The sequence below is a fragment of the Micromonospora sp. CB01531 genome (assembly GCF_001905095.1).
GTDB lineage: Bacteria > Actinomycetota > Actinomycetes > Mycobacteriales > Micromonosporaceae > Micromonospora.
This window is the reverse complement of sequence record NZ_LWLS01000058.1, coordinates 53,576-78,199: the sequence shown is the minus strand read 5'-3', so window position 1 is coordinate 78,199 and position 24,624 is coordinate 53,576. Positions and strand designations below refer to the sequence as shown.

Annotated in this window: 22 protein-coding genes and 1 pseudogene; 15 read left to right on the top strand and 8 right to left on the bottom strand. The window is 69.7% G+C overall.

Features of this window, described 5'->3' with window-relative positions; translation table 11 throughout:
- The first annotated feature begins 9 nt into the window (after positions 1-9).
- Genes A6A27_RS10150 through A6A27_RS10140 form a run of 3 tightly spaced genes read left to right on the top strand, consistent with a single transcriptional unit; the run spans position 10 to position 2,056 of the window.
- Positions 10-1,110 carry an LLM class flavin-dependent oxidoreductase gene (locus A6A27_RS10150; RefSeq protein WP_073834299.1) on the top strand — a complete coding sequence of 367 codons (1,101 nt, stop codon included), beginning with the start codon at positions 10-12 and terminating at the stop codon, positions 1,108-1,110.
- Positions 1,107-1,721 (top strand): NADPH-dependent FMN reductase, encoded by a 615-nt coding sequence (locus tag A6A27_RS10145; RefSeq protein WP_083672530.1) that lies wholly within the window; start codon positions 1,107-1,109, stop codon positions 1,719-1,721. Before A6A27_RS10150 ends, A6A27_RS10145 begins: the two co-directional genes overlap by 4 nt.
- 47 nt (positions 1,722-1,768) lie before the next feature.
- Positions 1,769-2,056, top strand: coding sequence for an acyl carrier protein (locus tag A6A27_RS10140; RefSeq protein WP_073834298.1), 288 nt, complete (start codon positions 1,769-1,771; stop codon positions 2,054-2,056).
- Positions 2,057-2,208: 152 nt separating this feature from the next.
- On the opposite strand, the gene A6A27_RS10135 is transcribed toward A6A27_RS10140, so the two are convergent.
- Positions 2,209-3,297 (bottom strand): class I SAM-dependent methyltransferase, encoded by a 1,089-nt coding sequence (locus A6A27_RS10135; protein ID WP_073834297.1) that lies wholly within the window; start codon positions 3,295-3,297, stop codon positions 2,209-2,211.
- Between the two features lie 184 nt (positions 3,298-3,481).
- Between A6A27_RS10135 and A6A27_RS10130 the strand changes: the two genes are divergently transcribed.
- Positions 3,482-4,618, top strand: a complete 1,137-nt coding sequence (locus tag A6A27_RS10130; RefSeq protein ID WP_073834296.1) for an acyl-CoA dehydrogenase family protein — start codon at positions 3,482-3,484, stop codon at positions 4,616-4,618.
- Positions 4,619-4,634: 16 nt separating this feature from the next.
- Here A6A27_RS10130 and A6A27_RS10125 read toward each other — a convergent pair whose 3' ends face one another.
- Together A6A27_RS10125 and A6A27_RS10120 are read right to left on the bottom strand one after the other, a co-directional pair.
- A complete protein-coding gene (locus tag A6A27_RS10125) occupies positions 4,635-5,123 on the bottom strand; it encodes a hypothetical protein (RefSeq protein ID WP_241825208.1) in 489 nt (162 codons plus the stop codon).
- 231 nt (positions 5,124-5,354) lie between these two features.
- Positions 5,355-6,818: an aldehyde dehydrogenase family protein gene (locus tag A6A27_RS10120; protein ID WP_083672529.1), complete on the bottom strand. Its 1,464-nt coding sequence runs from the start codon at positions 6,816-6,818 to the stop codon at positions 5,355-5,357.
- Between the two features lie 210 nt (positions 6,819-7,028).
- Between A6A27_RS10120 and A6A27_RS10115 the strand changes: the two genes are divergently transcribed.
- Complete coding sequence (locus A6A27_RS10115; protein WP_073834294.1) at positions 7,029-8,720, top strand: MFS transporter; 1,692 nt, start codon at positions 7,029-7,031, stop codon at positions 8,718-8,720.
- 85 nt (positions 8,721-8,805) lie between these two features.
- On the opposite strand, the pseudogene A6A27_RS45820 reads toward A6A27_RS10115, so the two are convergent.
- Together A6A27_RS45820 and A6A27_RS10110 are read right to left on the bottom strand one after the other, a co-directional pair.
- Positions 8,806-8,941 (bottom strand): annotated as a pseudogene (locus A6A27_RS45820) (IS110 family transposase); the annotation flags it as partial.
- Positions 8,942-9,323: 382 nt separating this feature from the next.
- Complete coding sequence (locus A6A27_RS10110) at positions 9,324-9,857, bottom strand: DUF4188 domain-containing protein (protein WP_073834360.1); 534 nt, start codon at positions 9,855-9,857, stop codon at positions 9,324-9,326.
- Between the two features lie 165 nt (positions 9,858-10,022).
- Here A6A27_RS10110 and A6A27_RS10105 point away from each other — a divergent pair, with 165 nt between their 5' ends.
- Complete coding sequence (locus A6A27_RS10105; protein ID WP_073834293.1) at positions 10,023-10,793, top strand: DUF427 domain-containing protein; 771 nt, start codon at positions 10,023-10,025, stop codon at positions 10,791-10,793.
- A 322-nt stretch (positions 10,794-11,115) separates the two neighbouring features.
- Here A6A27_RS10105 and A6A27_RS10100 read toward each other — a convergent pair whose 3' ends face one another.
- The gene (locus A6A27_RS10100) at positions 11,116-11,391 is read right to left on the bottom strand and encodes a CPCC family cysteine-rich protein (RefSeq protein WP_073834359.1); all 276 of its coding nucleotides are present in this window, start codon (positions 11,389-11,391) and stop codon (positions 11,116-11,118) included.
- 825 nt (positions 11,392-12,216) lie between these two features.
- Between A6A27_RS10100 and A6A27_RS10095 the strand changes: the two genes are divergently transcribed.
- From A6A27_RS10095 to A6A27_RS45815, 3 genes are all read left to right on the top strand, one after another.
- A complete protein-coding gene (locus tag A6A27_RS10095; protein ID WP_241825207.1) occupies positions 12,217-12,984 on the top strand; it encodes a DUF2637 domain-containing protein in 768 nt (255 codons plus the stop codon).
- Positions 12,985-13,401: 417 nt separating this feature from the next.
- Positions 13,402-14,355: a replication-relaxation family protein gene (locus A6A27_RS10090; RefSeq protein WP_073834357.1), complete on the top strand. Its 954-nt coding sequence runs from the start codon at positions 13,402-13,404 to the stop codon at positions 14,353-14,355.
- Positions 14,356-14,923: 568 nt separating this feature from the next.
- Positions 14,924-15,073 (top strand): hypothetical protein, encoded by a 150-nt coding sequence (locus A6A27_RS45815; RefSeq protein WP_241825206.1) that lies wholly within the window; start codon positions 14,924-14,926, stop codon positions 15,071-15,073.
- 267 nt (positions 15,074-15,340) lie between these two features.
- Here A6A27_RS45815 and A6A27_RS10080 read toward each other — a convergent pair whose 3' ends face one another.
- Positions 15,341-15,820 carry a GNAT family N-acetyltransferase gene (locus tag A6A27_RS10080; RefSeq protein ID WP_073834291.1) on the bottom strand — a complete coding sequence of 160 codons (480 nt, stop codon included), beginning with the start codon at positions 15,818-15,820 and terminating at the stop codon, positions 15,341-15,343.
- Positions 15,817-18,930: an orotidine 5'-phosphate decarboxylase / HUMPS family protein gene (locus tag A6A27_RS10075; RefSeq protein WP_241825205.1), complete on the bottom strand. Its 3,114-nt coding sequence runs from the start codon at positions 18,928-18,930 to the stop codon at positions 15,817-15,819. The genes A6A27_RS10080 and A6A27_RS10075 overlap by 4 nt, the downstream gene beginning before the upstream one ends.
- A gap of 249 nt (positions 18,931-19,179) precedes the next feature.
- On the opposite strand from A6A27_RS10075, the gene A6A27_RS10070 reads away from it, so the two are divergent.
- The 6 genes from A6A27_RS10070 (at position 19,180) to A6A27_RS10045 (ending at position 24,347) form a co-directional block, all read left to right on the top strand.
- Positions 19,180-19,569, top strand: a complete 390-nt coding sequence (locus A6A27_RS10070; RefSeq protein ID WP_073834290.1) for a zinc ribbon domain-containing protein — start codon at positions 19,180-19,182, stop codon at positions 19,567-19,569.
- A 121-nt stretch (positions 19,570-19,690) separates the two neighbouring features.
- Entirely contained in the window at positions 19,691-21,124 is a 1,434-nt protein-coding gene (locus tag A6A27_RS10065; protein ID WP_083672538.1) for an APC family permease, read from the top strand.
- Positions 21,121-22,146 (top strand): acetamidase/formamidase family protein, encoded by a 1,026-nt coding sequence (locus tag A6A27_RS10060; RefSeq protein ID WP_073834289.1) that lies wholly within the window; start codon positions 21,121-21,123, stop codon positions 22,144-22,146. The genes A6A27_RS10065 and A6A27_RS10060 overlap by 4 nt, the downstream gene beginning before the upstream one ends.
- Positions 22,147-22,150: 4 nt before the next feature.
- Positions 22,151-22,996, top strand: coding sequence for an SAM-dependent methyltransferase (locus A6A27_RS10055; protein WP_073834288.1), 846 nt, complete (start codon positions 22,151-22,153; stop codon positions 22,994-22,996).
- Positions 22,993-23,670 (top strand): GOLPH3/VPS74 family protein, encoded by a 678-nt coding sequence (locus A6A27_RS10050; RefSeq protein ID WP_073834287.1) that lies wholly within the window; start codon positions 22,993-22,995, stop codon positions 23,668-23,670. The genes A6A27_RS10055 and A6A27_RS10050 overlap by 4 nt, the downstream gene beginning before the upstream one ends.
- Positions 23,671-23,696: 26 nt before the next feature.
- Positions 23,697-24,347, top strand: coding sequence for a GNAT family N-acetyltransferase (locus A6A27_RS10045; protein ID WP_073834286.1), 651 nt, complete (start codon positions 23,697-23,699; stop codon positions 24,345-24,347).
- Positions 24,348-24,624: the final 277 nt, after the last annotated feature.

Sequence of the window (24,624 nt, the reverse complement as noted above, 5' to 3'; positions counted from 1 at the left end):
GGACCGTTGATGACGCTGCGACTGCACTGGTTCCTGCCACTGCACGGCGACGGCCGGGAGGTGGCCAAGAGCGCGGACGGGGCGGGCGGGACCAGGAACATCCGGCGGGAGCCGGAGCTGAACTATCTCAGCCAGGTCGCCCGGGCCGTCGACGGGCTCGGCTTCGCCGGTGCGCTGGTGCCGACCGGCCTGTTCTGCGAGGACCCCTGGCTGCTGTCCGCGGCGCTGTCGCAGCAGACCCGCAGCATGCACTTCATGATCGCCTGCCGGCCCAGCGCGCTGCCGCCGATGGTGTGCGCCCAGTCGGCCGCGACGTTCCAGCGGCTCTCCGGTGGCCGGCTGATGCTCAACATCGTCACCGGCGGGGACGCCGACGAGCAGCGGCGCTACGGCGACTGGCTCGACCACGACGAGCGCTATGCCCGCACCGAGGAGTTCCTCGACGTCTTTCACCGCGCCTGGCACGGCGAGCCGTTTGACTTTCACGGCGACCACTACCAGATCAAGGCTGGGATGCTGACCCGGCCACACGACGTGCGGCCGACGGTCCTGCTGGGCGGGTCCTCGGCCGCGGCGCAGCGGGTGGCCGCTGCCCATGCCGACGTCTACCTGGCGTGGGGCGAGCGACCGGACGGGTTGGTCGCCCTCACCGGCCGGGTCGCCGAGCTGGCCGCTGCCCGGGGCCGCAGCGTCGAGTTCGGCACGCGGTTCCACGTCATCAGCCGGGACACCGCGCAGGAGGCGTGGGCGGTGACCCGCCGGCTGCTCGACGGCATGGACGCCGGCCGTATCGCCGACGCCCAGCGGCGGTTCCGCCGCACCGACTCGGAGGGGCAGCGTCGGATGGCCGCCCTGCATGGCGGCCGGGTCGACGACCTGGAGGTGTACCCGAATGTGTGGGCCGGCTACGGCCTGGTCCGCCCGGGTGCCGGCGCCGCACTGGTCGGCAGCCACGAGCAGGTGGCCGAGCGGATCGAGGAGTACCACACGCTGGGCTTGAACCATCTCATCCTCTCCGGGCAGCCCCACTTGGAGGAGGCGTACAACTTCGCCGAGGGCGTGTTGCCGCTGCTGCGGCGCCGGGGGCTGCTCGGGCTGGAGGCGTCGTGAGGGACCGGAGCGCGCTGGTGCAGACGACGCTGCTGGTGGGCAGCCCTCGCAAGGGCTCCCGTACGGGCGGGATCGCCGTCCGGCTGGTGGAGGAGCTGTCGCTAGCCCTCGCCGCGGAGGGCGTCGAGCTCGCCCGACCGGAGATCGTCGACCTGGCCGACGTCGGTGCCGCGCTGCCGCTGCGCGCCAGCCGCAGCGTGCCGTTGGGGCCGGAGATAGAGCGGTGCCTGGGCCTGGTCCGCCGGGCCGGTCTGCTGATGGTGGTCAGCCCGACGTTCAAGGGCACCTACACCGGCCTGCTGAAGCTGTTCCTGGACATGCTTCCGATGGACGGGCTGGCCGACTGCGTCGCCGTCGGGGCGATGACCGCCGGCTGGGCCAAGCACCGCGGTGCCGGGGACCAGTACCTGCGCCCGCTGCTGACGGAGCTCGGCGCGACCGCGCCGGTTCCCTGCCTGTCGATCCTCGAGGAGGAGTTCGAGGACGTGCCAGGGGTCGTCGCGGGGTGGTCGCGCCGCTGGGCGCCCGCGCTCGGGGCGGTGGTGCGCCACCAGCGCCAAAGTGCTCCGCCGCTCGTTTCCCACCCGCTGACCGGCGCTCGGGCCTCCTGAGCGTCCCCCACCCAACCGTCATGCCAGCAGCACGGAGGAGATCGACCATGACCGAGCAGACCGCTCCCGCCCGCCGTACCGAGGAGGAGATCCGCGCTGCCGTGGCGGCGATCATCTCCGACATGGCGCCGAAGGACAGCGTGGAGGTGACCGCGGACTCCCACCTCATCAAGGACCTGGGTTACCACTCCCTGGCCCTGATGGAGGTGGCGTTCGCCATCGAGGACGAGTTCGACCTCGACCCCATCGACGAGGACACCGCCCGCAAGATCACCACTGTCGGCGCCGTGCAGGACCTGGTGGTCCAGCGGCTCGCGGAGCGCGACGGGGCCTGAACACGAATCGGGGCAGGGTCCGGGTCGCCCCGGACCCTGCCCACACCACTTGGCGTGCGGGTCCGCATCCGGCCGTCGGGGTGGGCACCACCTCGTCGCCAGCGGACTTCCGCGGCCGAACGAGCACCCCTGCTGGGCGTGCCTGCGCGGGTTCAGCCGGTCAGTCGATAGAGCCGGTGGAAGCGGTCGTTGACGGCGAGGACTGTCATGCCCGAGAAGCCGGCCTTGACCGCCAGCTCGCGCACCATCCCGGGGCGTAACACCGTGCCAGTGCCGGTCGAGTCTTCCCCGGTGCGGCTCGCGGGCAGGCAGTGCAGCACACTCGTGCCGTACTGGAACCGCTCCACGTCGTCGCCGGGGGCCGTGAAGGCGGGCGCGACCTTGGCGTCCATCACGAGCACGGCGCCGTCAGCGGCACGCAACTGCCGGCACGCCTGGAGCACGGCGACCGGTTGGGACACCTCGTGCAGCGCGTCGAAGAGGCACACGAGGTGGTACTCGCCCGCCAGCTGAGGGTCGGCGGCGTCGCGACGGGCGAAGCGGACCCGGTCGGCGACGCCCGCCTCGACGGCGTGCCGCTCGGCCTGCCGCAGGGCGGCGCCGTCGAGGTCCAGGCCGTTCACCTCGGCATGCGGGTACGCCCGGGCCAGCGCGATGCTCGACCAGCCGGTCCCGCAGGCGACGTCGGCGATGCGCTGGCCGGGCGCGTCGAGCCGGGCGTGCACGTCGGGCAGTTGCTCGGCGATCCAGCCGGCGAGTTGGTGGGCGAACAGGGCCCGGTTGGCGCCGGAGTGGCCGTCGCGCCAGTCCACGCCGAACACGTCGTCGGGCACGCCCGCGCCGCTGCGGTAGGCCGCCAGGAGGTCCGGCAGGGCGGCGGCGACGCCCCCGAGGGGCAGCACGGCGAGGGAGGCCAGGGACATCGGGTCGTCCGAGACCGTCAGGACGGCGGCGTGCCCGGCGGGCAGCCGGTACGCTCGCTGCTCGGCCGGCAGCCGGGCGTCGTCGGTTTCGACGATGCCGCAGACGGCCTGCTGTTCCAGCCACTCTCTGGCGTACCGGGGGGCGACGTCGGCGGCCCGGGCCAGCTCGTCCGGGCGCAGCGGTCCCGGCGCGGTGGCCAGCGCCTCGTACAGGCCGAGCTTGACCCCCAGGTACGCCGACAGCAGCTCCTGGGTGGCGAGAAGAGACTTCCACATTCTCATCGCGAACACGTGTGTCTGCGCGTCAGACGCCGTCATGAGGTACCTCCCCAGCCGGTTCGGCTGTGCTTTCAGAGTGTCTACACACAACAGTCTCGTGTCTGTTGCGACGATACATGCAGACAGTACGATGGTCATCGGTCGTTCCGGGGCGCTTGGGTGGATCGAGCGAGCGCGGCCCGGTATTCGGACCGGCACGCCAGACCGGAGGGCGAGGATCGGCATGACGACTCTGCAAATGGTCCGTGATCTCCTTCCGGAGGTCGTCAAGCACGCCGACGAGGTCGAGCGGGTGCGGGGGCTCCCGGAGCAGCTGCTTGACGGGCTGCGCGCGGCGGGTTGCCTGCGCATGCTCGCGCCCGTGGAACACGGCGGCACCGGCCTGAGCGTGCCGGACACGCTGCGGGTCATCGAGACGCTGGGCACGGCGGACGGGTCGGTGGCCTGGATGGTCGGCCAGGTTGCCCTGTCCCAGCTCATCATCGGGTGCGCGCCGGCGGCGACCGTCGCGGCGATTTTCGCCGACGGCCCGGACGTCTACGCCGCCGGCGCGGTGGCCCCGAAGGGCCGGGCCACCGAGGTCGACGGCGGGTGGCGGATCTCCGGTCAGTGGCCGTTCGTCACCGGCTGCGAGCGCGCCGCCTGGGTGTACCTCAACTGCGTCCTGGTGCGGGGGCGCGCGGTGGCGTTGGACGGGGACCGGCCCGCCACCCGGATCATGTTGCTGCCCGCCGCAGACGTCACGGTGGTCGATACCTGGCACACCCTCGGTCTACGCGGCACGGGTAGCCACGACCTCGCCGTCTCCGGCGGCTTCTGCCCGGCGGAGCGGGCCGTGGAGCTGGTGCCCGGGTCGGCGACAGCGGCGCGGGCGGCGATGAGCATCGCGCAGTCCAGCCTCATCATCGCGGCGGCGGCACTGGGTGTCGCCGAGGCGGCCCTGCGGGACGTCGTCGAGCTGGCGGCGGGCGGCAAGCGGCCGGCGCTGAGCGCGACGCGGCTGGCGGCCTCGGTCGCCTTCCAGGAGCGGCTGGGCGAGGCGCGGATGGTGGTGCAGGCAGGTCGGGCGCTGCTCTACGACCAGGCCGGCGATGAGTGGGGTGGCTACCCGGGTCCGGATGCGGCGTTGCGGCGAGTGCAGGTGCGGGCGGCTGCCGCGCAGGCGACTGCGCTGGCGGTCAGGGCGACCGACGCGGCCTTCGAGTTGGCCGGCGGGACAGCGGTGTACGACTCTTCTCCCCTGTCCCGCCGGCTGCGGGATGTCAACACTGCCCGCCAGCACTTCGTGGCCAGCCGCAACTCGTACGCGGCCTTCGGCGCACACCTGGTGGGTGAGGGCGGTGACGGTGGCCCGCTGTGACTCGCGGGCCTCGACGTCACTTGGCGCTGGGGATGACACCCTTGCGGCGTAGCCGGGTGATCCACCCCTGGGCGGTGTGGGTGGGCACGTCGTAGTGTTTGGCGACACCGGTGACAGTGCGGTTCTTGAGGTAGATGTCTTTGAGTTCGCTCGGGTCCGGCATACGACGGTAGGCGCGGTCTGGCTTGGTGGCCCGGCTCGGTGTGGCGATACGGTAGGGCCGGGCGGTGTCCAGGCTCTCGGGCGGCGCGGCGGCGGCCGCGGGACGCTTGGCGGCGAACGCCTGCATCAGCAGGTCGAGGTCGACCTGGAGCAGGTCGGCGGCGCCGAGCTTGAGGTCCTCGGCGACGCGGACGGTCAGCTCCTTGATGTAGACCTGGCCGTCCTCGGCGAATACGCGCATGGTGGTGCGGGAGGACTCCTCTCCCGCGCCTTCCACACCAAGCACCGGTGTGATCGTGACGATGTACTGAGCCATGTTTCCGCCCTTCTCCGTACTCAGCATCCGGCGCACGTAAGACACTAAGACACTGTTATTCGTTTCCGCACATGCACTTGGTCGTTCCGGACGTGAACGGAAGGTCACCCGTCAGGTCAGGGTGAGGTCATCATAACGGCTGGTGACCCAACACACGTCCAGCAACGCTGATGGTGCTCGAAAGACCACGTTGTGTGTCAGACGACGCCCCGAAAGACACTTCTCGTGTTACCAAGATCACCCCACCTGTGGCTGCGTTCAGACCGGTATCCACACGTTCTTCGGCCGGAGGAACTCGCGCAGACCCGCGAGGCCGCCGATGCGCGCGGAACCGCTCTGTTTCACCCCGCCGAACGGGGCCGACGGCATCAGGCCCGGCGCCCCGTTCACCCATACGCTGCCGGCCGCGACGACCCGGCTGACCCGGTGGGCGCGGCGCAGATCGTTGGTGTGCAGATAGGCACCCAGGCCGTATCGGGTGGCGTTGGCCAGCCGCACCGCCTCCTCCTCGGTGTCGAAGCTCGACACCGCCAGCACCGGCCCGAAGACCTCCTCCTGGGCGAGCTCGGCGTCGCAGTCGACGTCGGCGAAGACGGTGGGCTCCACGAAGAAGCCGTCAGCGAGGTCACCGCCGCAGCGCCCGCCACCCGTCAGCAGCCGCGCGCCGCCCTCGCGGGCCCGGTCGACCACACCGAGGATGCGGTCACACGCCTGCCGGGACACCACGGGACCCATCACGGTCGTCTCGTCGGCCGGGTCACCCACCCGGACACGACGCAACCGCGAGGTCAGCGTCTGGAGCACCTGCTCGCGGACAGCGGAGTGCACCAGCAGCCGGGTGCCGTTGGCGCAGCCCTGCCCCGACAAGGCCACCACGCCGCTCATCGCGTACCGCGCCGCCGACCGCACGTCGGCGTCGTCGAAGATGACGTGCGGCGACTTGCCGCCCAGCTCCAACGCCACCGGCGTCAGGTTCCGAGCCGCCTCGGCGAGCACCTGCCGGCCAGTCGCCGCACTGCCGGTGAAATGCACCTTGTCGACGCCAGGGTGTCCCGCCAGGGCCGCACCGGCCGGCGGCCCGCCGGGCACGACCACCACCACACCCTGCGGCACACCCGCCTCCACCGCGATCTCAGCGAACCGCACGCCGACGAAGGGCGCCAACTCCGACGGCTTGACCACGACAGCGTTGCCGGCCGCCAGCGCCGGGCCGAGCAGTTGCGCCATCGACATCAACGAACCGTTCCACGGGATGATGCCCGCCACCACGCCGTACGGCTCGTCGAGGGTGTAGTCGAGGCTGCGCCCGGGCCAGGTGGGCACCACCTCGCCGCCGACCTTGTCGCACCACCCGGCGTAGTACCGCAGGTGGTCAGCCGCCAGCGCCGGCAGCCGCCGCGCCAGTTGCGTCGGCAGGCCGATCTCCAGGCTCTGCAACGCGGCGAGGGACTCGGCGTGGACGAGCAGCAGGTCGGCCAGCCGCAGCAGCGTGTCGCGCCGGACCTCGGCCGAGCTGTCCCGCCACTGCGGCAGGCTCTGTCGGGCCAGCGCCACGGCCTGGTCGACTTCGGCCGGGCCGGCGAGCACCACCTCCGTCGTCGGCCGCCCCGTCGCGGCGTAAACGTGTTCCGCCCGCCCGCCAGACGACTCCACCACCCGCTCCCCGCCGATCCACAGCGCCGGCTCGGGCAAGAGATGGGTGGCCGGTTGAGTCATTCCCATCGCGCGCTCCTCACGTCGAGGCTTCCCACCGGTCGTGCGTGTCTCTCAAAGAATCCCACCGAAACCTCGTAAGACACTAGAGGCGTCTTTGATGGACACTGTTACAGAGCGTGGATAGCCTGTTTCCCAGCAGCCGAGGCGGCAGAGTTGTCCGCGCTGGTCGCCCCGGCCGGTCAACGATCCGAGAAGCGATCATGGAAGGTACGGCGAATGACACGACCGAGGACGCGACCATCCCCCAGTCCTGCAGAGACCCCTGCGGAGCCACGTCCGATTGCCGGTCGAGCGCGGACCATCGCGCTCTTCGCCGTCCTGGTCGGCCTGCTGCTCGACCTGCTCGACATCGTGATCGTCAACGTAGCCCTGCCGACCATCCAGGAGGACATTGGCGCCTCCAGCTCCAACATGCAGTGGATGGTGGGCGGGTACACCCTCGCCTTCGCCACCATGCTGGTGACCGGTGGCCGTCTCGGCGACATCTACGGCCGCAAACGCATCTTCATCATCGGCATGACCGGGTTCGCCGCCGCCTCGCTCGTCGCGGGGATCGCGGTAGCTCCCGAACAGATGATCGTGGCCCGTTTCGTGCAGGGCGGCATGGGTGCGCTCATGGTCCCGCAGGTGCTGTCGATCCTCCAGGTCATGTACCCGCCCAACGATCGGGGACGCGCGTTCTCCGCCCTGAGCGTTGTCTTCGCCGTCGGCACGGTGGGCGGTCCCGTCGTGGGCGCCTTGCTCACCGCCTCCAATGTCGGTGGTCTCACCTGGCGCACGATCTTCCTGGTGAACCTCCCCATCGCCGTGGGTTGTCTGGTGATCACCGCGAAGCTGGTGCCCGAGTCCCGAGGGAAGTCCGCCCAGCGGCTGGACGTCCAGGGCGCCGTCCTGGTGGGTCTCGGCATGCTGTTGCTGGTGTTCCCGCTCATCCAGGGTCCGGAGCAGGGCTGGCCGGTGTGGACCTTGGCCAGCCTGGCCGCCTCGGTGCTGGCCTTCGCCGCGCTGGTGGCGGTGCAGCGACGCCGAACGGTCTCGCCGCTCATCCCGATGTCACTGTTCTCCCACCGCTCCTTCCGCGGCGGCCTCGCCGTCTCCCTGTTCTTCATGAGCGGCGTCATGCCGTTCTTCCTGGTCAACACCCTCTACCTGCAGTTCGGGCAGGGCTTCTCGGTAATCAAGGCCGGCCTGATCGGCGTGCTGTGGGGCTTCGCCGTCCCCCTGTTCACCGCCATCTCCGCGCGCCGCATCACCCCGAAGCTCGGACGGCTCGGCCTCCAACTCGGGCTGGTCATGCTGATCGCGGCGATGGTCATCCTGATCACCGTGATCCACCGCTTCGACACTGCCACCCCGTGGGCGCTGGCCCCTGGGCTCATCCTCGGCGGCGCGGGCATGGGCATGACCTTCGCCCCGCTGCTCACCTACACGCTCAACGACGTGCCGTTGGACAGCGCAGGCGCCGCCTCCGGGGTGTTCAACACCGTGCAGCAGATGGGTGCGGCCATCGGCATCGCCCTGAGCAGCATGGTCTTCTTCCTCGTCCTGGGTGCCCAGTCCCCCGCCGTCGGCGACGACCTCAGCGCCACGGTCAAGGAGGAGATGACCGCCCGGGGTCTGCCGGTGGCGACCGTCGACACTGCCGCCGGCAACGCCCGGGCCTGCTTCACCGGGCGGATCGAGGTCGCCAACCCGATCGCCGATCTGGACACGTGCCGCGCCGTGCCGGCCCAGTCCGGGGCCGCTGACCCGGGCGTCGCTGACATGCACGACAAGCTGCAGTTCCTGGCGAACCGCACCGCCTACCAGCAGACCACCGAACGGGCGCTGCTCTACCAGATCCTGGTGTTCACGCTGGCCATCGCCGCAAGCTTCCTGCTTCCCCGCCGCGTCCAGCAGCAGGGTTGAGTCGCCTGCCCAGTGCTCGAGTCGGGTCCGCCGTCAGCCATGGCTGCGGACCCGACAGGCACCCGGGTACGTAGCGGGGGCTGCCGGCGAGGCGGGGCACGCTCGTCTCGGCGGCCTGCCCGCCGGGGACGGTAACGGTCTGCTCGTCGAGGGCGGCCAGGATCGCCGCGACCAGCCTCGTCCCCATGCGGGGGCGCGTTCTTGACCGCGATCGAGGTGGGTTCGCGCCGGCGCCGGTGTCGACCCGCCGCAGGGTTGTGGGACACGGTGCGGACCGCGGCGGCGATCACCAACGCGTCGGGCGCCGGCCTATGTGGTGCCGGGGTGCGGGTCAGCGATCCGCCGTACTGGCCACGTTGCGAAGAGACGTCCCCCGAAAGGTGCGGCCGGGTCCCGATCAGCGGTCCGCCGACGCCACCCGACCCGGCGACAACACCCCCCCGGATCATGCGTACGACAGGGGCAGTCAAGTCACACCGGGCCGGGCGACATCGGAGCGCCCGGCTGGGGACGATCAAAAGGTAACAAGGGTGGTACTCAGGCGGTATGAGGCCGCGGTGCGGCGGGCCGATCCGCAACGCCGCGACCAGCCGCACGACGATCTCACTCCGCGTCCACGCGGCCTGCGGCAGCCTTTTCCTCCACAGCCGTCTGTGCGGCCGCCCTCTCTTTCGCGAGCCGGGCACCGGTGGCGCGGCGCTGCACGGCGAGGTCGCCGCGGCGCTCGACCGGCACGTGAGACGTGCCCATCGCCAAACCGGTGGGCGACGGCATGTAGTCGTATACAGCCTCGTACTCGCCGGACCTGACCACGAAAGTCTCGTGCCAGACTCCGACGTCGCCGTTGTTCTTCATCCGCTTGAAGTATCGTGCCCAGACCTCGGCGTGCGGCTGCTGCGGGTCGTTGGCGAATCGTTCCAACTGCTCGACACTGCGAAAGTACCCGATCAGGATCGGCCCGCGGCGAGTCCAGGCGTGGTGGGCGCACAACGCGCCGTACTCAGGGTCGCTGAAGAGCGCCATCAAGATCTTGCGCATGTCGCGGAAGTTCGGGTACCACTGATGGATCTTCCAGTATCGATTGATCCGCATGCCGGTGATGAAGACGGCGAAGTCACCTTCGATCTCCGCGGTCATCCGCGGTCGCTGCTTCGGCTCATCGCCCATACCGGATCGCTCCCCTCGCTGGGTGCCGCTGGGCGGCAGTCGTATGTAGGATTTCAGGACAGCAGTAGAGAGTCGAAAACACAAGCTTTGACTGTGGAACACGTGGAAAGCCGCGTGTTGTCGAGGGGGTTGGCCATGCTCGGGCCCGCACCGCGTTTCGCCCCGCCGAACGACCGGCTCACCTACCACCGCAGCGAGCGGTGGGTCCGCGGCACCATCGGCGAGGTCACCGTCGTGGACAGCCGGCGACCGCTGCTGGTCTGGGAGCCCGAGCTGCCCGTGCCGTTCTACGCCTTCGCGCTGACCGACGTGACCGGTGGAACGCTGCGGCCCGCCGCCCGGCCGCCGGAGCCCGGCAGCCGGGCCGGCAGCAGCTTTTACGATCTGACCGTCGCCGGGGTGACCCTGCCCAACGCCGCGTGGACCTACCCTGGCGACATCTTTGCCGAGACAGTGTGCCTCGCCTGGCGGGAGTGGTTCGGCCAGGGCATCGAGCGGTGGTACGAGGAAGACGAACAGATCTTCGTGCACCCACGTGATCCGTTCTCTCGCGTCGACTCGCTGCCGAGCTCACGGCATGTGGTGGTCGAACATGACGGCGTCGTGCTCGCCGACACCCACCGTCCGGTGCTGCTGTTCGAGACCGGCCTGCCCACCCGCTACTACATCCCGGCCGCCGACCTGGTCCAGGATCTGTTGCTACCCTCCGACCATCACACCCGCTGCCCCTACAAGGGTGTCGCCTCATACTGGTCGCTGCGCGACCTACCCGGACGCGACGGGCGCAACATCGGGTGGTACTACCCCGACCCACTGCCCGGCGTGGCCAACATCGCCGGACTGACCGCGTTCTACCAGGATCGGGTCACGATACTGCTGGACGGCGAGCCGGTGAGCCCGACGTAGCCACAGATGCGGGACTGAACGTGATCTCCACCGGGTCCGGCGACTTTTGAGGATCGAAGCGGCGGACGACGTCGGCAACCACCTTCCGCTGGAGCCCCGCGTTCGACGGGTAGGCACCGGAGACAGTGGCCAGTGGCGGGTGGACGTCAGCCGGCCATCGGGCCCGCCGGCTGATGTGCACAGCCGTGGCGGGTGCGGCGGTGTCGACTGGCTTGTGCGGGAGCGGCAGATATCCCGGAACGCCGGCGACGAGCTGGGCAAGCGGCTGCGTGCGGTCGAGAAGGACCTCGCCGACGGTGAACTGGACAAGGCGCGGGAGAAGCTATGGCAGCTCATCGCTGCGGGGCGGCCGTACCACGTCCACGTACCGTGGGTGGCTGGCCCCATAGATGGCGAAGTTGAGCTGGGCGTCGCTCAGGCTGATATCCCCGTTGGGGCCGCCGGCCACCGCGCCGGCGTCCGCATCCCGCTGTCCGTCATCGGTCCAGAAGCAGACCGGGCAGGTCGTACACCCAGTCCGGTATGCGCAGCAGGGACAGCAGTCGAGGGATTGTTCAATCACGCTGGCCAGCCTTCCATGACATTCGCCAATAGGCATCCTCGCCTCGCCTGACTGGGCCGAGAGCGCGGTGGGGCTGGCGGCGCAGCGCGCAGCGCGTTGGCGCATCGGGAGCGGCGAGCGCGTACGGCAACGGACCGTTGCGGAGCGCTGCGGGCCAGCCGGCAGTGCTCTCAGCGCCGCGCCGAGCAGCGCGGCCAGCCGGACCTGGCCCAGCCTCATCGGCTGGAAGCGGCGATGGCCAGGGCAGGCAGTTGACGGTGGGTCCTTCGGCCGCCAGCATGGCGGTGATCAAGGTGTCTGCCTGGCCGGTGGCCACCGTGACGCTCCTGCGGCGGCCGGTGGTGAGTTCCGATCTCTTGTGGCTCGGCTTGGCCGTCCGCCCTGTGTCCGTCTGTTGACCGCAGCCTGCTGTGCGGGTTGTGGCGACGCCTGCTGCCCTGGTGCCTGCCCCTGCGCGGGGTCTGGCGTGTTCGTTGACTCGACCATAGTGACTTTCATCGACCCCGTGCACGCGCAAGGGGGTCCGCCCGGCCGGGCGTCACCCGGCAGGGTCGCGCCTGCCCGGGAGCCTGGCAGGCGCGACCTGGGACGGAGCCCTCCGTACTTCGAACCCTACGACCACGCTTGGAGCAACCGAGATGACTTCACTCAACACCGTCCCAGAGAAGCTCGCAGCGGCCGTCCCCACCCCACCTGCGTGTCGGGCCCGCTCTCTCGCCACGACGAGGCCAGAGGCTTCGGGTGGACTGCCTGTCGACGGGTGGTGGGCCGTTGGCGACACCTGAGCAGCGATCACCTGTCCTACCTGCCGAGGCGGGGTCAGGCCGAGAGCGGCTGGAGAACCGGATCCAGGTGCTGATCATGTTGTTGATCGGCGGCGCGGCCGGCGCGGCCTCGTTCCGGCATGTGCATGACGTCGCGGCGGCGCATGGCCAGCCGGGCTGGCTGGCCTGGGCCGACGCGGTCGTCCTGGAGCTGGCCTCGATCGCCGCCGGTCTGGAGTTGCGCCGCAACCGGCGGCGGGGCAAGAGCGTCGCCTTCCCGGCGGCCGTGCTGACCGTGGCGGTGTTCCTGTCCCTGGCGGCGCAAGTAGTGGAGGCGGAGGCATCGGTGATCGGCTGGGTCGCCGCCGCGCTGCCGGCGCTCGGCTTCCTGACGATGGTGAAGATCGCCCTCGGCCGCGCCGACTCCGCCCCACCCGACCGCACCGCCCGGCCCGCGCGGACCGAGCCAGGACCGTCGCCGATCGATGAGGCTGCGGTCCCGGACTCCCGCGAGCTGGTCCCCGGACCGCCGCTGCCGGCCCCCACGGACACGGCCGCGGTCCGGAACTCCACCACCACGGTCCCCACCACCGCAGACCAGGACCCGGCGGTCCCGGACCGGCGGACCGGCGACGCGCCGGGCGGGGACGTCAGCCCGGAGGTCGCCGCGCTGGTCCCGGCCGCCCGGACCGCCGCCCGCACCCTCGCCGCCGAGCGGACGCCGCTGTCCCGCAAAGCCCTCGCCCGACAACTACGCGCGGACGGGCACCAGTTGTCCAACGCCACCGCCTCGGTGCTTGTGCGCGTCCTGCGCGCCGAGACCACCCCGCCCATACCGGATCTGTCATCGCCGGAGGCCGCGTGACAGATCCCGGCCCGCGATATCTGTCAGAGCACGCGCCCGTTTCTCAGGAAGCCCGCGAGCTGACAGAACCTGACCAGACCTATCACCGCGCTCCCCCGCCACAGCGGCGGCTCCGCGCACCTTATGCCAATCCGCACCCTGAACAAGGAGCAGCAACGATGATGTCCCCGCACAGCGACCACCACGAGCGCCGCTACCGGCGCGACTCACACAGCCTCTCACGGCACCGTCACCGCGGATCCGGTGTGTCCGGCCGTGTCGGTGTCCACGTCGATCCCCGTTCTACCGTCCGTCTTGATCCTGACCCCCGAACTGACCCCCCGATCCCGCTCACAGCCCAGGTCAGCCCCGCTGTCAGCGGTTCGATACCGCTCCAGACAGACCCTCAAGTCTGGGGTCTCCCCCCTGGGGCTGCCCATACGTAAACCGCTACCGGCCGCGGATCCGCTGCTGCGTCTGCAGGCCAGCATCACCGCCCGCGACGACCGGCTTCTCGGCTGGCTCTACGACCACGGTGTTCTCACCACCGATCAGATCGCCGCCGCCCTGTTCCCGTCCCTGGACTTCGCCCAACGCCGGCTGCGCCGTCTCACCGTCTTGCGGGCGGTGGACCGGTTCCGGCCCAACCGGGCCTACGGCGGCTCCTACCCGTACCACTACGTCCTGGACCAGCTCGGCTACGACCACGTCCACGCCCAACGCGGACTCGGACGACCACGCCGGGACCAGGCCCGCCGCCGCAAACAGGCCCTCACCTCACAGCCGGACCTGCCGCACCTGCTCGGCGGCAACCAGGTCTTCATCGACCTCGCCGCCCACGCCCGCACCCACCCCGACAGCCGGCTGGTCCGCTGGCAGCCCGCGTCCGCCTACCACGAACCCGGCGTCCTCTACCGCGAAGGCGGCAACCCGCAGATCATCATCGGCGGAGCAACCGGCTTCCCCCGCCCGGACGGCGCCGGGGTGTGGACCGAGCAGGGCCGGTCGGTGCCGTTCTTCCTCGAGTACGACACCGGGCTCGAACGCCTCGACATCCTCACCGAGAAGATCGCCAAGTACGAACGGCTCTACGCGATGAGCACCTGGGCGTGGCCGGTCCTGTTCCACCTGCCCGCGGCCCGCCGCGAGGCGAACCTGCACCACCGCCTCGCCGCCGTTCCCGGCTTGGAGACGGTCGTCGCCACCACCACCGCCGAACTGCATACCGCCACCGGCGCCAGCCCCGCCGACCAGGTCTGGCAACTCGCCGGCCGCACCGGCCGTCACCGCCTCATCGACCTGCCCTACACCGACACCGACGACGACGACGACGACGACGACGACGAGTTTCCCACCCACACCACGCCCAGCCCGCACGGGCGGGCCGCCTGATGGGACCGGCGGAAAGGCGGCGCGTGGGACGGCCTGCTGGCCCCACACGCCGCCGAACCCGCCCACACCCGCCAACCCCCTGCAGCGACGGCCGTCCCCCGCCCCACAGCCCGCAGCGGCGGGCGCATCGGAAGCGGCGCAGACGCCTTGCCACCGGCCACACGTTTGTCGACGGCGGGTTCCCGGCGGCAGACACCGCGACACCCACGCGCACTCACACCAACGGCCCCGCCGTGACAGTTCCTGTGAGTGGCACACGTCTTCACTTCCGCAGCCGCCAGAGCTACAGTCCGCGCCCACTTGCCCGTCGCCGACCCGCCGCCGTCCACAGACGACGCGACCCGGCGACCGATCTTCAGCGAGTTCCCACCACCGAGAAGGAGTTGCCGATGGCCCCACACCTCGACCGCACACCCCGAGCCGTCCTGGGAGGGACATGGCCACACGCCGTGACCAGCAATCACGCGCGAACACACCACACCCGTCGCCGCCGACCCCGCCCACGCGGACAGCCGACGGTGAGGCCACGACCGACAGCAGCCATCCAATCCTGCCGGGAACGCTGTCGATGGCCCGCTACCTGACCGACCCCAAGATCGAAGACGAGATCCAAGCCCTCGCCGCCGAAGCCGGCCTTCCCGACATCGACCAAGCCGCCAGACTCGCCCGCCTCCTACGCCTACACCACCAGCCGGCTGCTCCACCCCACGCCGCGTGACCTGCGCCCGTCCCGTCAGGGGCGGGCGCAGCCGCTGGTACCGCCAGCCCGAAATCGTCGGCGGGGGATCGCTGATGGCACTGGCGATAAACGCGACAAATGACGCGATGGAGGACCGCCTCGCCGCCGCGGCATGCCTCTGTCTACCCGCAGAGCTGCGCGAGCCGAAGATCTCGCCGGAACACTGACGCCCTCGCCCACTGACATCACACATCGTCGAGATCCACTTCGCCGTGCGGCGTTGGGTTCGCAAGGGGCCACTTGATGCTAGGCGCAGATCGATCGCTCATACACTGCGCGGTGTTTCCCCGGCCCCTTGTAGTCGTAGGTCACGGACACGCCCTGCTCTGTTGTGTCTCCGCGAACGTTGCTGAAGCCCAAGGCCAGCCACGCCCTGTGCGCGGCGTGGTTGTCGGGTTCTGATGTGAGGAAGAGGCGCCGGCACCCCCAGAGGGCGCCTTGGCGGTGAACTTCTTCTACGAGCGCCCGCGTGACCCCTTGACGCCGGTGGCTGGGGTGCGTCATCACGTCCTGCAGGTAGATCTCTGACGGGTCGACCTGGCTTCGGAACGCGATCACGCTGCCGACGACCTGCCCGTCGACGATGGCGAGTGGGCAGGTGTTGGCGAACAGCGTGGCGTACAGCCAGTAGTCCGATGAGCCCCGCAGCCTGATGTACGGCTCTCCGAGCGCCAGCAGTTTCTCGAGGTCGGGGATCCGGTCGACCGTGAGCGGGGTGACGATCATGAGCGGTTTCCTTCGGTGAGCTCGATCGATGCGGCGAGGTCCCGCGCGGCGATGGCGGGGTCCAGGGAGTCGGTGACTCCGCGACCGACGACGAGGATGTCCCAGGAGCGTCGTCGGCTGGCTTCGACGTCGGTGGGTTCGAAGCCGCCGGAGACCGCGACCGGCAGCTTGGTCCACGACCTGATGAGTTGTGCCTGGTCGAGTGGGTGGAAACCGGCTACGCCCAGGTCGATGTTCGTGGTGATGGCGAAGCCGTCAACTCCTGCGCGTTCCATGTCCTGGACCCAGCCTTGGACCAACCGGCCCTCGGGCACGTCGATGATGATGGGGACGGCGAGCCGTTTGCTCGCTTCGACGGCAGCGGACACGCTGGCGATGCTGGCGGGTCCTATGAGCAGCACGACGTCGGCTCCGGCCTCGGTCGCGAGTACCACCTGATCGCGTCCCCAGTCTGCGGACATCATCTCGGCGACGATCCACGCACCAGGGGTCCGCTGCTTGATGGTGCTGATGGCTTGAATGCCGACGCTTTTGACGAGCGGGTCGCCGATCTCGATGAATTGCACCCCAGCGCTGGCGGCGGCCCGTGCGACGGCGATGGCGTAGTCGATGTCGCGGACATCGAGCGCGACTTGAAGTGCGCGTCCGTCTCGGAGACGGCGGAAGGCTTCCTTGCTGATGCCTCCAGCCGTGCTCGTGGCTGTGCCGTCTTGGACGAGCAGGTTGGCTTCGGTGCGAACGAGCCAGTCAGCCGAGGCGATGCCTTGGTTGACCAGGGCGGATTGGACGTTCGTGGGCAGCCGTAGGGCGCCGGTGCGGATTTCTCGGAGCAGGCCGAACAGAGCGCTGCGAGATGAGTCCTCGTCCTGGATCGGTTGTCTGCCGGACTTGAGTAGAAGTCGCTGGGCGGCGACTCGGACATTGCGGGGACCGTTTCGCCATGCTGCCTGGGCCCTGATGACTAGGTCGGCGGCCGAGTCGTTGTCTCCGACTCGGGCGGCAAGCCCTTGGAGGAGGCGCTCGCGGACGTGCCAGTTCCGGTCGTCGAGGAGAGTCGCGAGGAGGTGTTCCGCACCGGTTGTGGCCAAGCGGCCGACGGCTTCGGCGATGGCGGCGCGGACCTTGTAGTCGCGGTCCGCGGCCAACGACTCCATGATCGAGATCATCGTGTGGTGTGGGATAGCGTGGCCCGCTCGGATCCCCTCGGCGAGGGCGGCGCGGGCTCGCCAGTCGGGGTGGGCCAGCAGTGCCTTCAGCTCTTGGGAGTTGCCGTCGTCGGTGGCGAGGAAGACGTAGAAGTGTCGAGCGATGAATACCGCGTCTTCTACGGTGTCGAGTTGCGCGAGACGGACGAAGTCGTGGATGGCCGCGATGGACAGCCGCGTCTCGACGCACGCCACGATGTCGGACCAGACTGCCGGGCCGAAGCGGCGCAGCACCCGCAACATCCACCGGGGGTACTCCGCACCGAGCGCCGTGGCGGCTGCGCTGGTGTGCAGGAGAGCTCTGGCGAGGGGAAGGCCATTGTCGTGCAGGCACCGGGAGGCGCACACGCGCAGCACCTCGGCCGTGGCGAAGGCGGGGGTGTCGCCAGTGAGGTCGAGCATCAATGGCAGCGTTTCGGTGATGCTGACCGACGGTGACTGCGCGACGGCGGCAAGCAGCTCCGGTGAGGTCGCATCCAAGCCCTGCAAGAGGAATTCCAGGACGCCTCGCAGGTCGGCCGACGTGCTGGTGCGAGCGGCCAGGTCGTTGAGCAGCTCGATGGTGACGGTCGAGCGTCCGTGGGACTCGATGAGCTGGGCGAGCCACCGTGCGAAGAGGTACTCGCGAATGACGTCGTGATGGAACGTCAGTCCGCCGAACGGGCCGGACCGCACGAGTCTCGCGATCGAGGACATGGTGAGGTCACCGGGATTCCCTGGCGGGCCGTTCGGGATCGGGGGAAGGAGGTGATGCGGCCATGCGGAGGCGAGCTGCCGTCGCGCGAGTGCCGTCAGATCCGCCGTCGTACGTTCGACGTTCAGGCCCGCCGCCTTCAAGATCGAGGCGACGCAGAATTCCACGAGCCGGTAGGCGTTGGCTTGCCCGAGCGGCTCGGTCGACTTCGCGGCCCGGATGAGGCTCATGTACAGCGGCAGGCGGGCCAAGTTGCGAATCTTCGCGGGCAGGGCGTCGAACGGGGGCTCGCTCTCGTGCCGCTGCGTGTTCCACACGTCCCGGGCCGTGCCGGCGTCCCAGCGGTCCAGCGGCAGCGACGGGCCGGCACCGTGATTCTGACTGGGCATGACCGCCGCCGATAGGACGGGGTAGGGCGCGAGCTCGACGTCCGGCGGTGTGCGCAGTACGACGAGGAACTTCAGGCTGCCCGAGAGCACCTGCCGCAGCGTGCCGTCGAGCTGGCGGCATACCTTGTCCACCACGGCGCGGGACTGCGGACTGTCGATGACGACGAGCAGCGGCCTGGACAGGCTTTGGCTCTCATCCTCAAGGGTCAGCAGCGGATCTACGCCGGCTGGCAGGGAGCCGTAGCGGAGGATCTCCCGCGCCAGGTCGACGTCCTCGGTCCACGAGTCCGCGGTCAGCAGTTGAACATCCACTCCGGGAGCCTGCGACGCCAGGTGGCGGGTGAAGCTGGTCTTGCCGCAGCCCGGGGGGCCGGTGACCAGGTAGACGCGCGCGGTCGAGGCGAGGAAGTCCGCAACCAGCCGCTGGACGTCGGCCGGAGGCGTGTACACGAGATCGTCGGGCTGCTGGCCACCGAGCGCCGTGAGGATGGCTGCCGTCCGTTCCCTGGAACGGGCGCCGAGATCTTGCATTGCGGGCCCGGAGTCGTCGGCAGGTGCGGGTGAGCCGCTCGAACTTGCGGTCATAGTCGCCTTGATGGTCTGGGCGAACCGCTGCTTGACCTCGGTTGGCGATCGCGCCAGATCGACATCGAGCATCTGCTGGGTCTCATAGCGCATGCGGGTCGCGGCACCGCGCTTCTCCCAGTTGGAGACGGCCGCCGGATTGACACCCAGGTGCTCGGCGAAGCCGCGCACGCTCATGCGCAACGCCAGGCGTAGTGCTCTCGCCTCGCGGCCGGTCCACCGCCGCACCGTCTCCACGGGCTATCCCCCAGGCCGTGCACTCAGCGTCATTGTCGCAGTCGGCAGCGTAGTAGACGACGGCGGGCGCAGGCGAGCCGAAACTAGGACAACACTAGAACGTCCACGCATCGTCAGGGGACGGGCCGGACCCGCAGGCTGGTCGCACAGACAACCACGGCGATGGATGGGCGTTTCGACTTCGCGCCACCTCCACGGCTGTGGCCAAGCCCTCGCATTTGCGATCAGTGGTGATGGTGGAGGTGCCCCGTGGCCGTCGACGTTCGAAGCGAGAACATGCGCGACTGCGCACGTCGTGCCGCATCCGGCCGCAGCGGTGAGCGGCCGGGGCAGCCCGGATCGCCTCTCTCGGGGGCCTTCACCCTCGAGGGTCTGCTGCGCTGTCGCGGTTGCGGCGCGTCGCTGCAGCCCGTCCGGATGCTCGGTCACCGGGCCTACCGAGGGCCCTGCGGTTGGCGGTTGACCGCCGTGGATGCCGACGACCTCGAACAGCTCGTCCTGGAAGCGGTGGCGGCGCCGGCGCCGCGTCTGGTGGCGGACGCCGCGCCCGAGGAACTCGGGCGCATCTTCCGCCGCTTGTTCGTCGCAGTACGGGTCGGCGGCTGCGCCCAGGACTTGTCCATCGTCTGGCGCCTGTAACGGCCGATCCAGCAGCGCCTGGCTATGCGTCTGCCTACGGAGCCGCTGCCGCCGTATGGCCAGCTCTAACACCGCCGGCAGTGAGCCGGCGTCGATGACCGACAGAAAGGAACGGAACAGCATGCACACCAGGCAGGCAGCGCCTCCGCCAAAGATCGACTTGGCGCAGGTGTCGCCCGACTCATCGCGGTTCGGATACCGGCCGGAGCTGCGCCGCTCACTCGGCTTCGCTGACCTGCTCTTCTACGGGTTGGTGTTCATGGTGCCGATCGCGCCTATGGGCATCTTCGGATCCGTCTACTCCGGCGCGGGCGGGATGGTCGCGCTGGCGTACGTCATCGGCATGGCGGCGCTGGTGTTCACGGCCGCCTCATACGCCCAGATGGTCAAGGCGTTCCCCCTTGCCGGGAGCGTGTACAACTACGCCGGGCGAGGGATCGGCGCACCGGTCGGGTTCCTCGCTGGCTGGGCGATCCTGCTGGACTACGTGCTGGTGCCCAGCCTGCTGTACCTGATCGCGGCGGTGGCGATGCACTCCACCGTGCCGGCGATTCCGGTGTGGGTCTGGCTGGTCGGCTTCGTCCTGGTCAACACCCTGGTCAATTACCGGGGAATCCGGATGACCGCCCTGATCACCCGAGTGATGCTCGTCGGCGAAGTCATCGTCCTGGTGATCTTCCTCGCTGCCGCCGTCCGCGCCCTCGCGCAAGGCAAGGGACAGGGCTTCTCCTGGACACCGCTCTACAACCCCGACACATTCACCTGGGCGCTGGTGTTCGGCGCGGTGTCGATCGCCGTGCTCAGCTTCCTCGGCTTCGACGGCATCTCGATGCTGGCCGAGGAGAACAAAGGCGGCGCAGGACAGATCGGCCGGGCGATGGCCGCGGCGTTGGGCGTGGCCGGACTGCTGTTCATCGCCCAGACCTGGATGGCCGCGCTGCTGCTGCCCAACCCGGAGGGCCTCCTCGCCAATGGCGATCCGGAAGGCACCGCATTCTACGACGCCGCCCGGGTCGCCGGTGGTCCCTGGCTGGCCACCCTGTGCGCGGTCGCCACGGCCGTCGCCTGGGGCGTGGCGAACTCCCTCGTCGCGCAGGTGGCCACCTCGCGGCTGCTGTACGCCATGGCCCGCGACCGGCAGCTGCCGAAGTTCCTGGCCAAGGTGTCGGTGCGCCACAGCGTGCCCACCCACGCCATCACCCTCACCGCCCTGGTGTCGCTGTCGATCGGCCTCTACATGAACTGGCGCACCGATGGCATCGCACTGCTGTCCAGCCTGATCAACTTCGGCGCGATGACCGCGTTCCTCGTGCTGCACCTCGCCGTCGTCTGGCACTACCTGGTCCGCCGACGCAGCCGCAACCTGATCGCGCACCTGATCCTTCCGGGAATCGGATTCGCCATCCTCGCCTACGTCGTGGTCAACGCCAACGTGGCCGCACAACGCCTCGGCTTCGTCTGGCTCACCCTCGGCCTGCTGACCCTGGCAGGTCTGTACGCCGCTGGCCGCCGTCCCGAGCTGTCCGGCCTCGTCAACGGACGGGAGACGGCATGACCAGCACGGTCACCTACCAGCCGCGCGAGGACGAGCTGCGCTATACCTTCGGTGGCCAGCCGGCGGTCGCCGAGATCAAGCCGGGCAGTCTGCTCGTCACCAGCACCGAGGACTGCTTCGGCGGTGCCGTGCGCACCGTGGACGACCTGCCGTCGAAGGTGTGCCAAGCGTTCAACCCCGTCACCGGCCCCTTCCACGTGCTCGGCGCGGAACCCGGCGACACTCTCGTGCTGCACTTCGCAGCCATCACCCCGGCCCGGGACTGGGGGATGTCAGCCACCTTCCCGCATTTCGGGGCACTGACCGGCACCCACACCACGGCGATGCTGCACCCGCCGCTTGAGGAGCGGGTGTGGCGCTACAGCATCGACGCCGCCGCCGAAATCGTGGCCTTCCACGCCCGCCGGTCAGACCACGCGATTGTCATGCCCCTGGAGCCGATGCTCGGCACCGTGGGAGTGGCCCCGGCCGGCGGGGAAGCACGCTCCACGATCGTGCCTGACGCGCACGGCGGGAATCTCGACACCCCGGAGATTCGCCCCGGCGCCACCGTTTACCTGGGCGTCAACGTCCCCGGCGCGCTGTTCGCCATCGGCGACGGCCACGCCCGCCAGGGCCAGGGCGAGGTATGCGGCGTCGCGGTGGAGACAGCCATGAACGTCACCGTTGCAGTCGACCTAATTAAGGGCGTGGCTACGCCGTGGCCGCGCATCGAGACCGACCACCGGATCATCTCGATCGGCGCTGCCCGTCCGCTTGAGGATGCCTACCGGATCAGCCAGCACGACCTGGTCACCTGGACCGCGCAACTGACCGGCCTGGAATTGCTCGACGCCTACCAGGTCGTCTCGCAGGCCGGCCGATCCGCACCTGGCAACGTCTGCGACCCGCTTTACACCATGCACGCCGCCGTCAACAAGGCGATCTTGGCGGGCGTGAATCCCTACGACGGAGTGCACCAGCGGCTGCGCCGCATCGCCGGGGCCCCGCGCGAGCAACCGGGGAAAGATCATGGGAACTGAGGCGATGAGCTGGGCACCCGCCGAGCTCGACTTGACTCGTCCGAATGCTGCACGGATGTATGACTACTTCCTCGGCGGCAGCCACAACTTCGCCGCGGACCGTCAGGCCGCCGATGCCGTACTCGCCGTCGCACCCCATGTCGCCGACGCTGCCCGGGCGAACCGCGCGTTCCTGCGCCGCGCCGTCCGCTACGCACTCCAGCAGGGCATACACCAGTTCCTCGATCTCGGCTCGGGGATACCGACCGTGGGCAACGTCCACGACATCGCCCACCACACCAACGGCGGCGCTCGCGTGCTCTACGTCGATGTCGAGCCGGTAGCCGTAGCGCACGCCAGGGCCCTGCTGGGTAACGACCCGCGGGTCGACGTCATCCAGGCAGACATCTGCTTCCCGGACTTCATCCTGCAGAACCCCACCACGCAGCGGCTGATCGACCTCACCCGCCCCGTTGCCGTCCTGTTCGTGTCGGTCCTGCACTTCATCCCGGGTGACGTCAACGCCATCGTGGAACCGTTCCGCGCAGCGATGCCCCCTGGCAGCGCCCTCGTCATCTCCCACGCGACCTCCGGCACGGTTACCAGCCAGACCGATGAGGTGCAGCGGCTGTACCAACGCACGCCCACCCCACTCCAACTGCGCGCCCCCGCAGAGGTCGAGGCGCTTTTCGACGACTTCGCCATGATCCCTGCCAACCCACCAGCGTTGCGAGCCAGCGGCACAGCGCTCGTCCCCGTCGCCCAATGGCGCCCAGATCCCGAGGACCAGATCGAGAGGGGCCATACGTCCGCCAGCCCCTTCCTCGCCGGCTTCCTTGCGGGCGTCGGCATGAAAGGAGCCGGCCGATGAACGCTCCTCGACTGCCGCTGCGCGACGAGCTGTTCCTGCTCGGCCACAACGACGACAACGGCCATCCGCATATCCATCGGCAGGCGTTGGCACTCGGCCTGGCCGGCGCGGTCCTGATCGACCTCTTCCTGGCCGGACGGATCGTCCTCGACCCGAACGATGACACCCGCAAGGCAGGCGACCGGTGGCCGCGTCTCCACAGCGACCAGCCGGTGGGCGACTTGATCGCCGACAGCGCCATCGCCTTCATCCGCCACGGGCGCACCGCCCCACCGGTGAAGGCGTTCCTGCGCGGCTTCGCCGACGACCTGTACGAGCGGACCCGGGCGGGTCTTGTCGCCGCCGGGATCCTGCGGCAGGCCACCCGCCGACGCCTGGGTGGCCTCGTCCGTGCGGACACCTACCTTGCGACGGACAGCAAGTGGGCGGTTGTCGCCCGGGCCCGCCTCCGATACGTCGCGCAAGGCCGCGAGCAGCCCGACAACCACACCGCCGCCCTCGCCGGCCTTGTCGCCACCCTGGGCCTGACCACCTACCTCTATCTCAACGAGGACGGTTCTGCCGTGGCGGCGTGTCTAAAGGCCATCGCCAGCCAGCACCACCGATCGGTGCGAGACATCACCGCCGCCGTCGACGCGGCGGTCGGTGACCTCGCCACTGCGACGTATCGCTGAAACGAGACCACAAGGACATCAACCCGATGGAGACCGTTGTGCGTATCCGCGCCGCCCGTTGGGCGGACAAGGGCCCGGTCGCCGAGCTGATCGCCGACGCCCTGCACCTCAGCCCGCTCGCCGCTTGGCTGGTGCCCGACCTGGAGCGGCGGCGCCAGGTGCTGACCGACGTCGTCGCGGTCTGGGTGGAACATGCCTTGTTCTTCGGCGACATCCACCTCACCGGCGACCTGGCCGCCGCCATCGTCGGCTTCCACCGCTACCGGCCCATCCCGCCACCGGCCAACTACCGGCACCAGCTCACCGAGGCCGCCGGAGCACACGCCGACCGTTTCGACCTGCTGGAAAGCGTGCTGTCCGCGAAACAGCCCACCGAGCCGCACTACCACCTGGCGTTCCTCGCCGTCCGCCCCGACGTCCAGAGGAGCGGCCGTGGCGCCGCGCTGCTGGCCCACCACCGCAGCCGCCTGGACCGCATCGACCTGCCATCCTGGGCTGCCGTTCCCCCAGGTGGGGAACGTCTGCTCGCTCGCTACGGGTACATACCCCGACCGCCGATCACCGTGCCCGACGGCCCGACGCTGCAGCCAATGCGCCACAACGCTCACCGCAGCAGCGCAATGCCAGTCAACCCCAGCCGCCCGGTCGACAACCGCTGGCAGGACTTTCATGCGTAGCCCCACCGTCCTCGCCCCTCAAACAGGCAAATCGGCATCCACCGTCAGCCCATCGCCGGCATCTCAACCGACACCGCATCTCATGGCATTCCCTCGCAGATACCCGCCAGACTTCATCGACGCTGTTGTCCAACGTGTCGCGGATGCCCGCGACATCAGGGCCTACGGCGCGGTCACCACCGTCGCCCGCCAACTGAACCTCGACCCGCGCCTGGTCCAGAAATGGGTTACCAAAGCCACCACCCCAGTCGTACCCCAGCCGGAGAGGCCGGCCGAC

Bases quoted from the DNA above. Each gene is read 5' to 3' on its own strand.
- A6A27_RS10105 (WP_073834293.1), top strand. From the start codon at position 10,023: ATGCTCGGGCCCGCACCGCGTTTCGCCCCGCCGAACGACCGGCTCACC.
- A6A27_RS10045 (WP_073834286.1), top strand. From the start codon at position 23,697: ATGGAGACCGTTGTGCGTATCCGCGCCGCCCGTTGGGCGGACAAGGGC.
- A6A27_RS10100 (WP_073834359.1), bottom strand. From the start codon at position 11,391: ATGCCTATTGGCGAATGTCATGGAAGGCTGGCCAGCGTGATTGAACAA.
- A6A27_RS10065 (WP_083672538.1), top strand. From the start codon at position 19,691: ATGCACACCAGGCAGGCAGCGCCTCCGCCAAAGATCGACTTGGCGCAG.
- A6A27_RS10135 (WP_073834297.1), bottom strand. From the start codon at position 3,297: ATGACGGCGTCTGACGCGCAGACACACGTGTTCGCGATGAGAATGTGG.
- A6A27_RS10110 (WP_073834360.1), bottom strand. From the start codon at position 9,857: ATGACCGCGGAGATCGAAGGTGACTTCGCCGTCTTCATCACCGGCATG.
- A6A27_RS10050 (WP_073834287.1), top strand. From the start codon at position 22,993: ATGAACGCTCCTCGACTGCCGCTGCGCGACGAGCTGTTCCTGCTCGGC.
- A6A27_RS45815 (WP_241825206.1), top strand. From the start codon at position 14,924: ATGGCCCGCTACCTGACCGACCCCAAGATCGAAGACGAGATCCAAGCC.
- A6A27_RS10120 (WP_083672529.1), bottom strand. From the start codon at position 6,818: ATGGGAATGACTCAACCGGCCACCCATCTCTTGCCCGAGCCGGCGCTG.
- A6A27_RS10060 (WP_073834289.1), top strand. From the start codon at position 21,121: ATGACCAGCACGGTCACCTACCAGCCGCGCGAGGACGAGCTGCGCTAT.
- A6A27_RS10150 (WP_073834299.1), top strand. From the start codon at position 10: ATGACGCTGCGACTGCACTGGTTCCTGCCACTGCACGGCGACGGCCGG.
- A6A27_RS10125 (WP_241825208.1), bottom strand. From the start codon at position 5,123: ATGCTGAGTACGGAGAAGGGCGGAAACATGGCTCAGTACATCGTCACG.
- A6A27_RS10130 (WP_073834296.1), top strand. From the start codon at position 3,482: ATGACGACTCTGCAAATGGTCCGTGATCTCCTTCCGGAGGTCGTCAAG.
- A6A27_RS10140 (WP_073834298.1), top strand. From the start codon at position 1,769: ATGACCGAGCAGACCGCTCCCGCCCGCCGTACCGAGGAGGAGATCCGC.
- A6A27_RS10080 (WP_073834291.1), bottom strand. From the start codon at position 15,820: ATGATCGTCACCCCGCTCACGGTCGACCGGATCCCCGACCTCGAGAAA.
- A6A27_RS10095 (WP_241825207.1), top strand. From the start codon at position 12,217: ATGTTGTTGATCGGCGGCGCGGCCGGCGCGGCCTCGTTCCGGCATGTG.
- A6A27_RS10115 (WP_073834294.1), top strand. From the start codon at position 7,029: ATGACACGACCGAGGACGCGACCATCCCCCAGTCCTGCAGAGACCCCT.
- A6A27_RS10055 (WP_073834288.1), top strand. From the start codon at position 22,151: ATGAGCTGGGCACCCGCCGAGCTCGACTTGACTCGTCCGAATGCTGCA.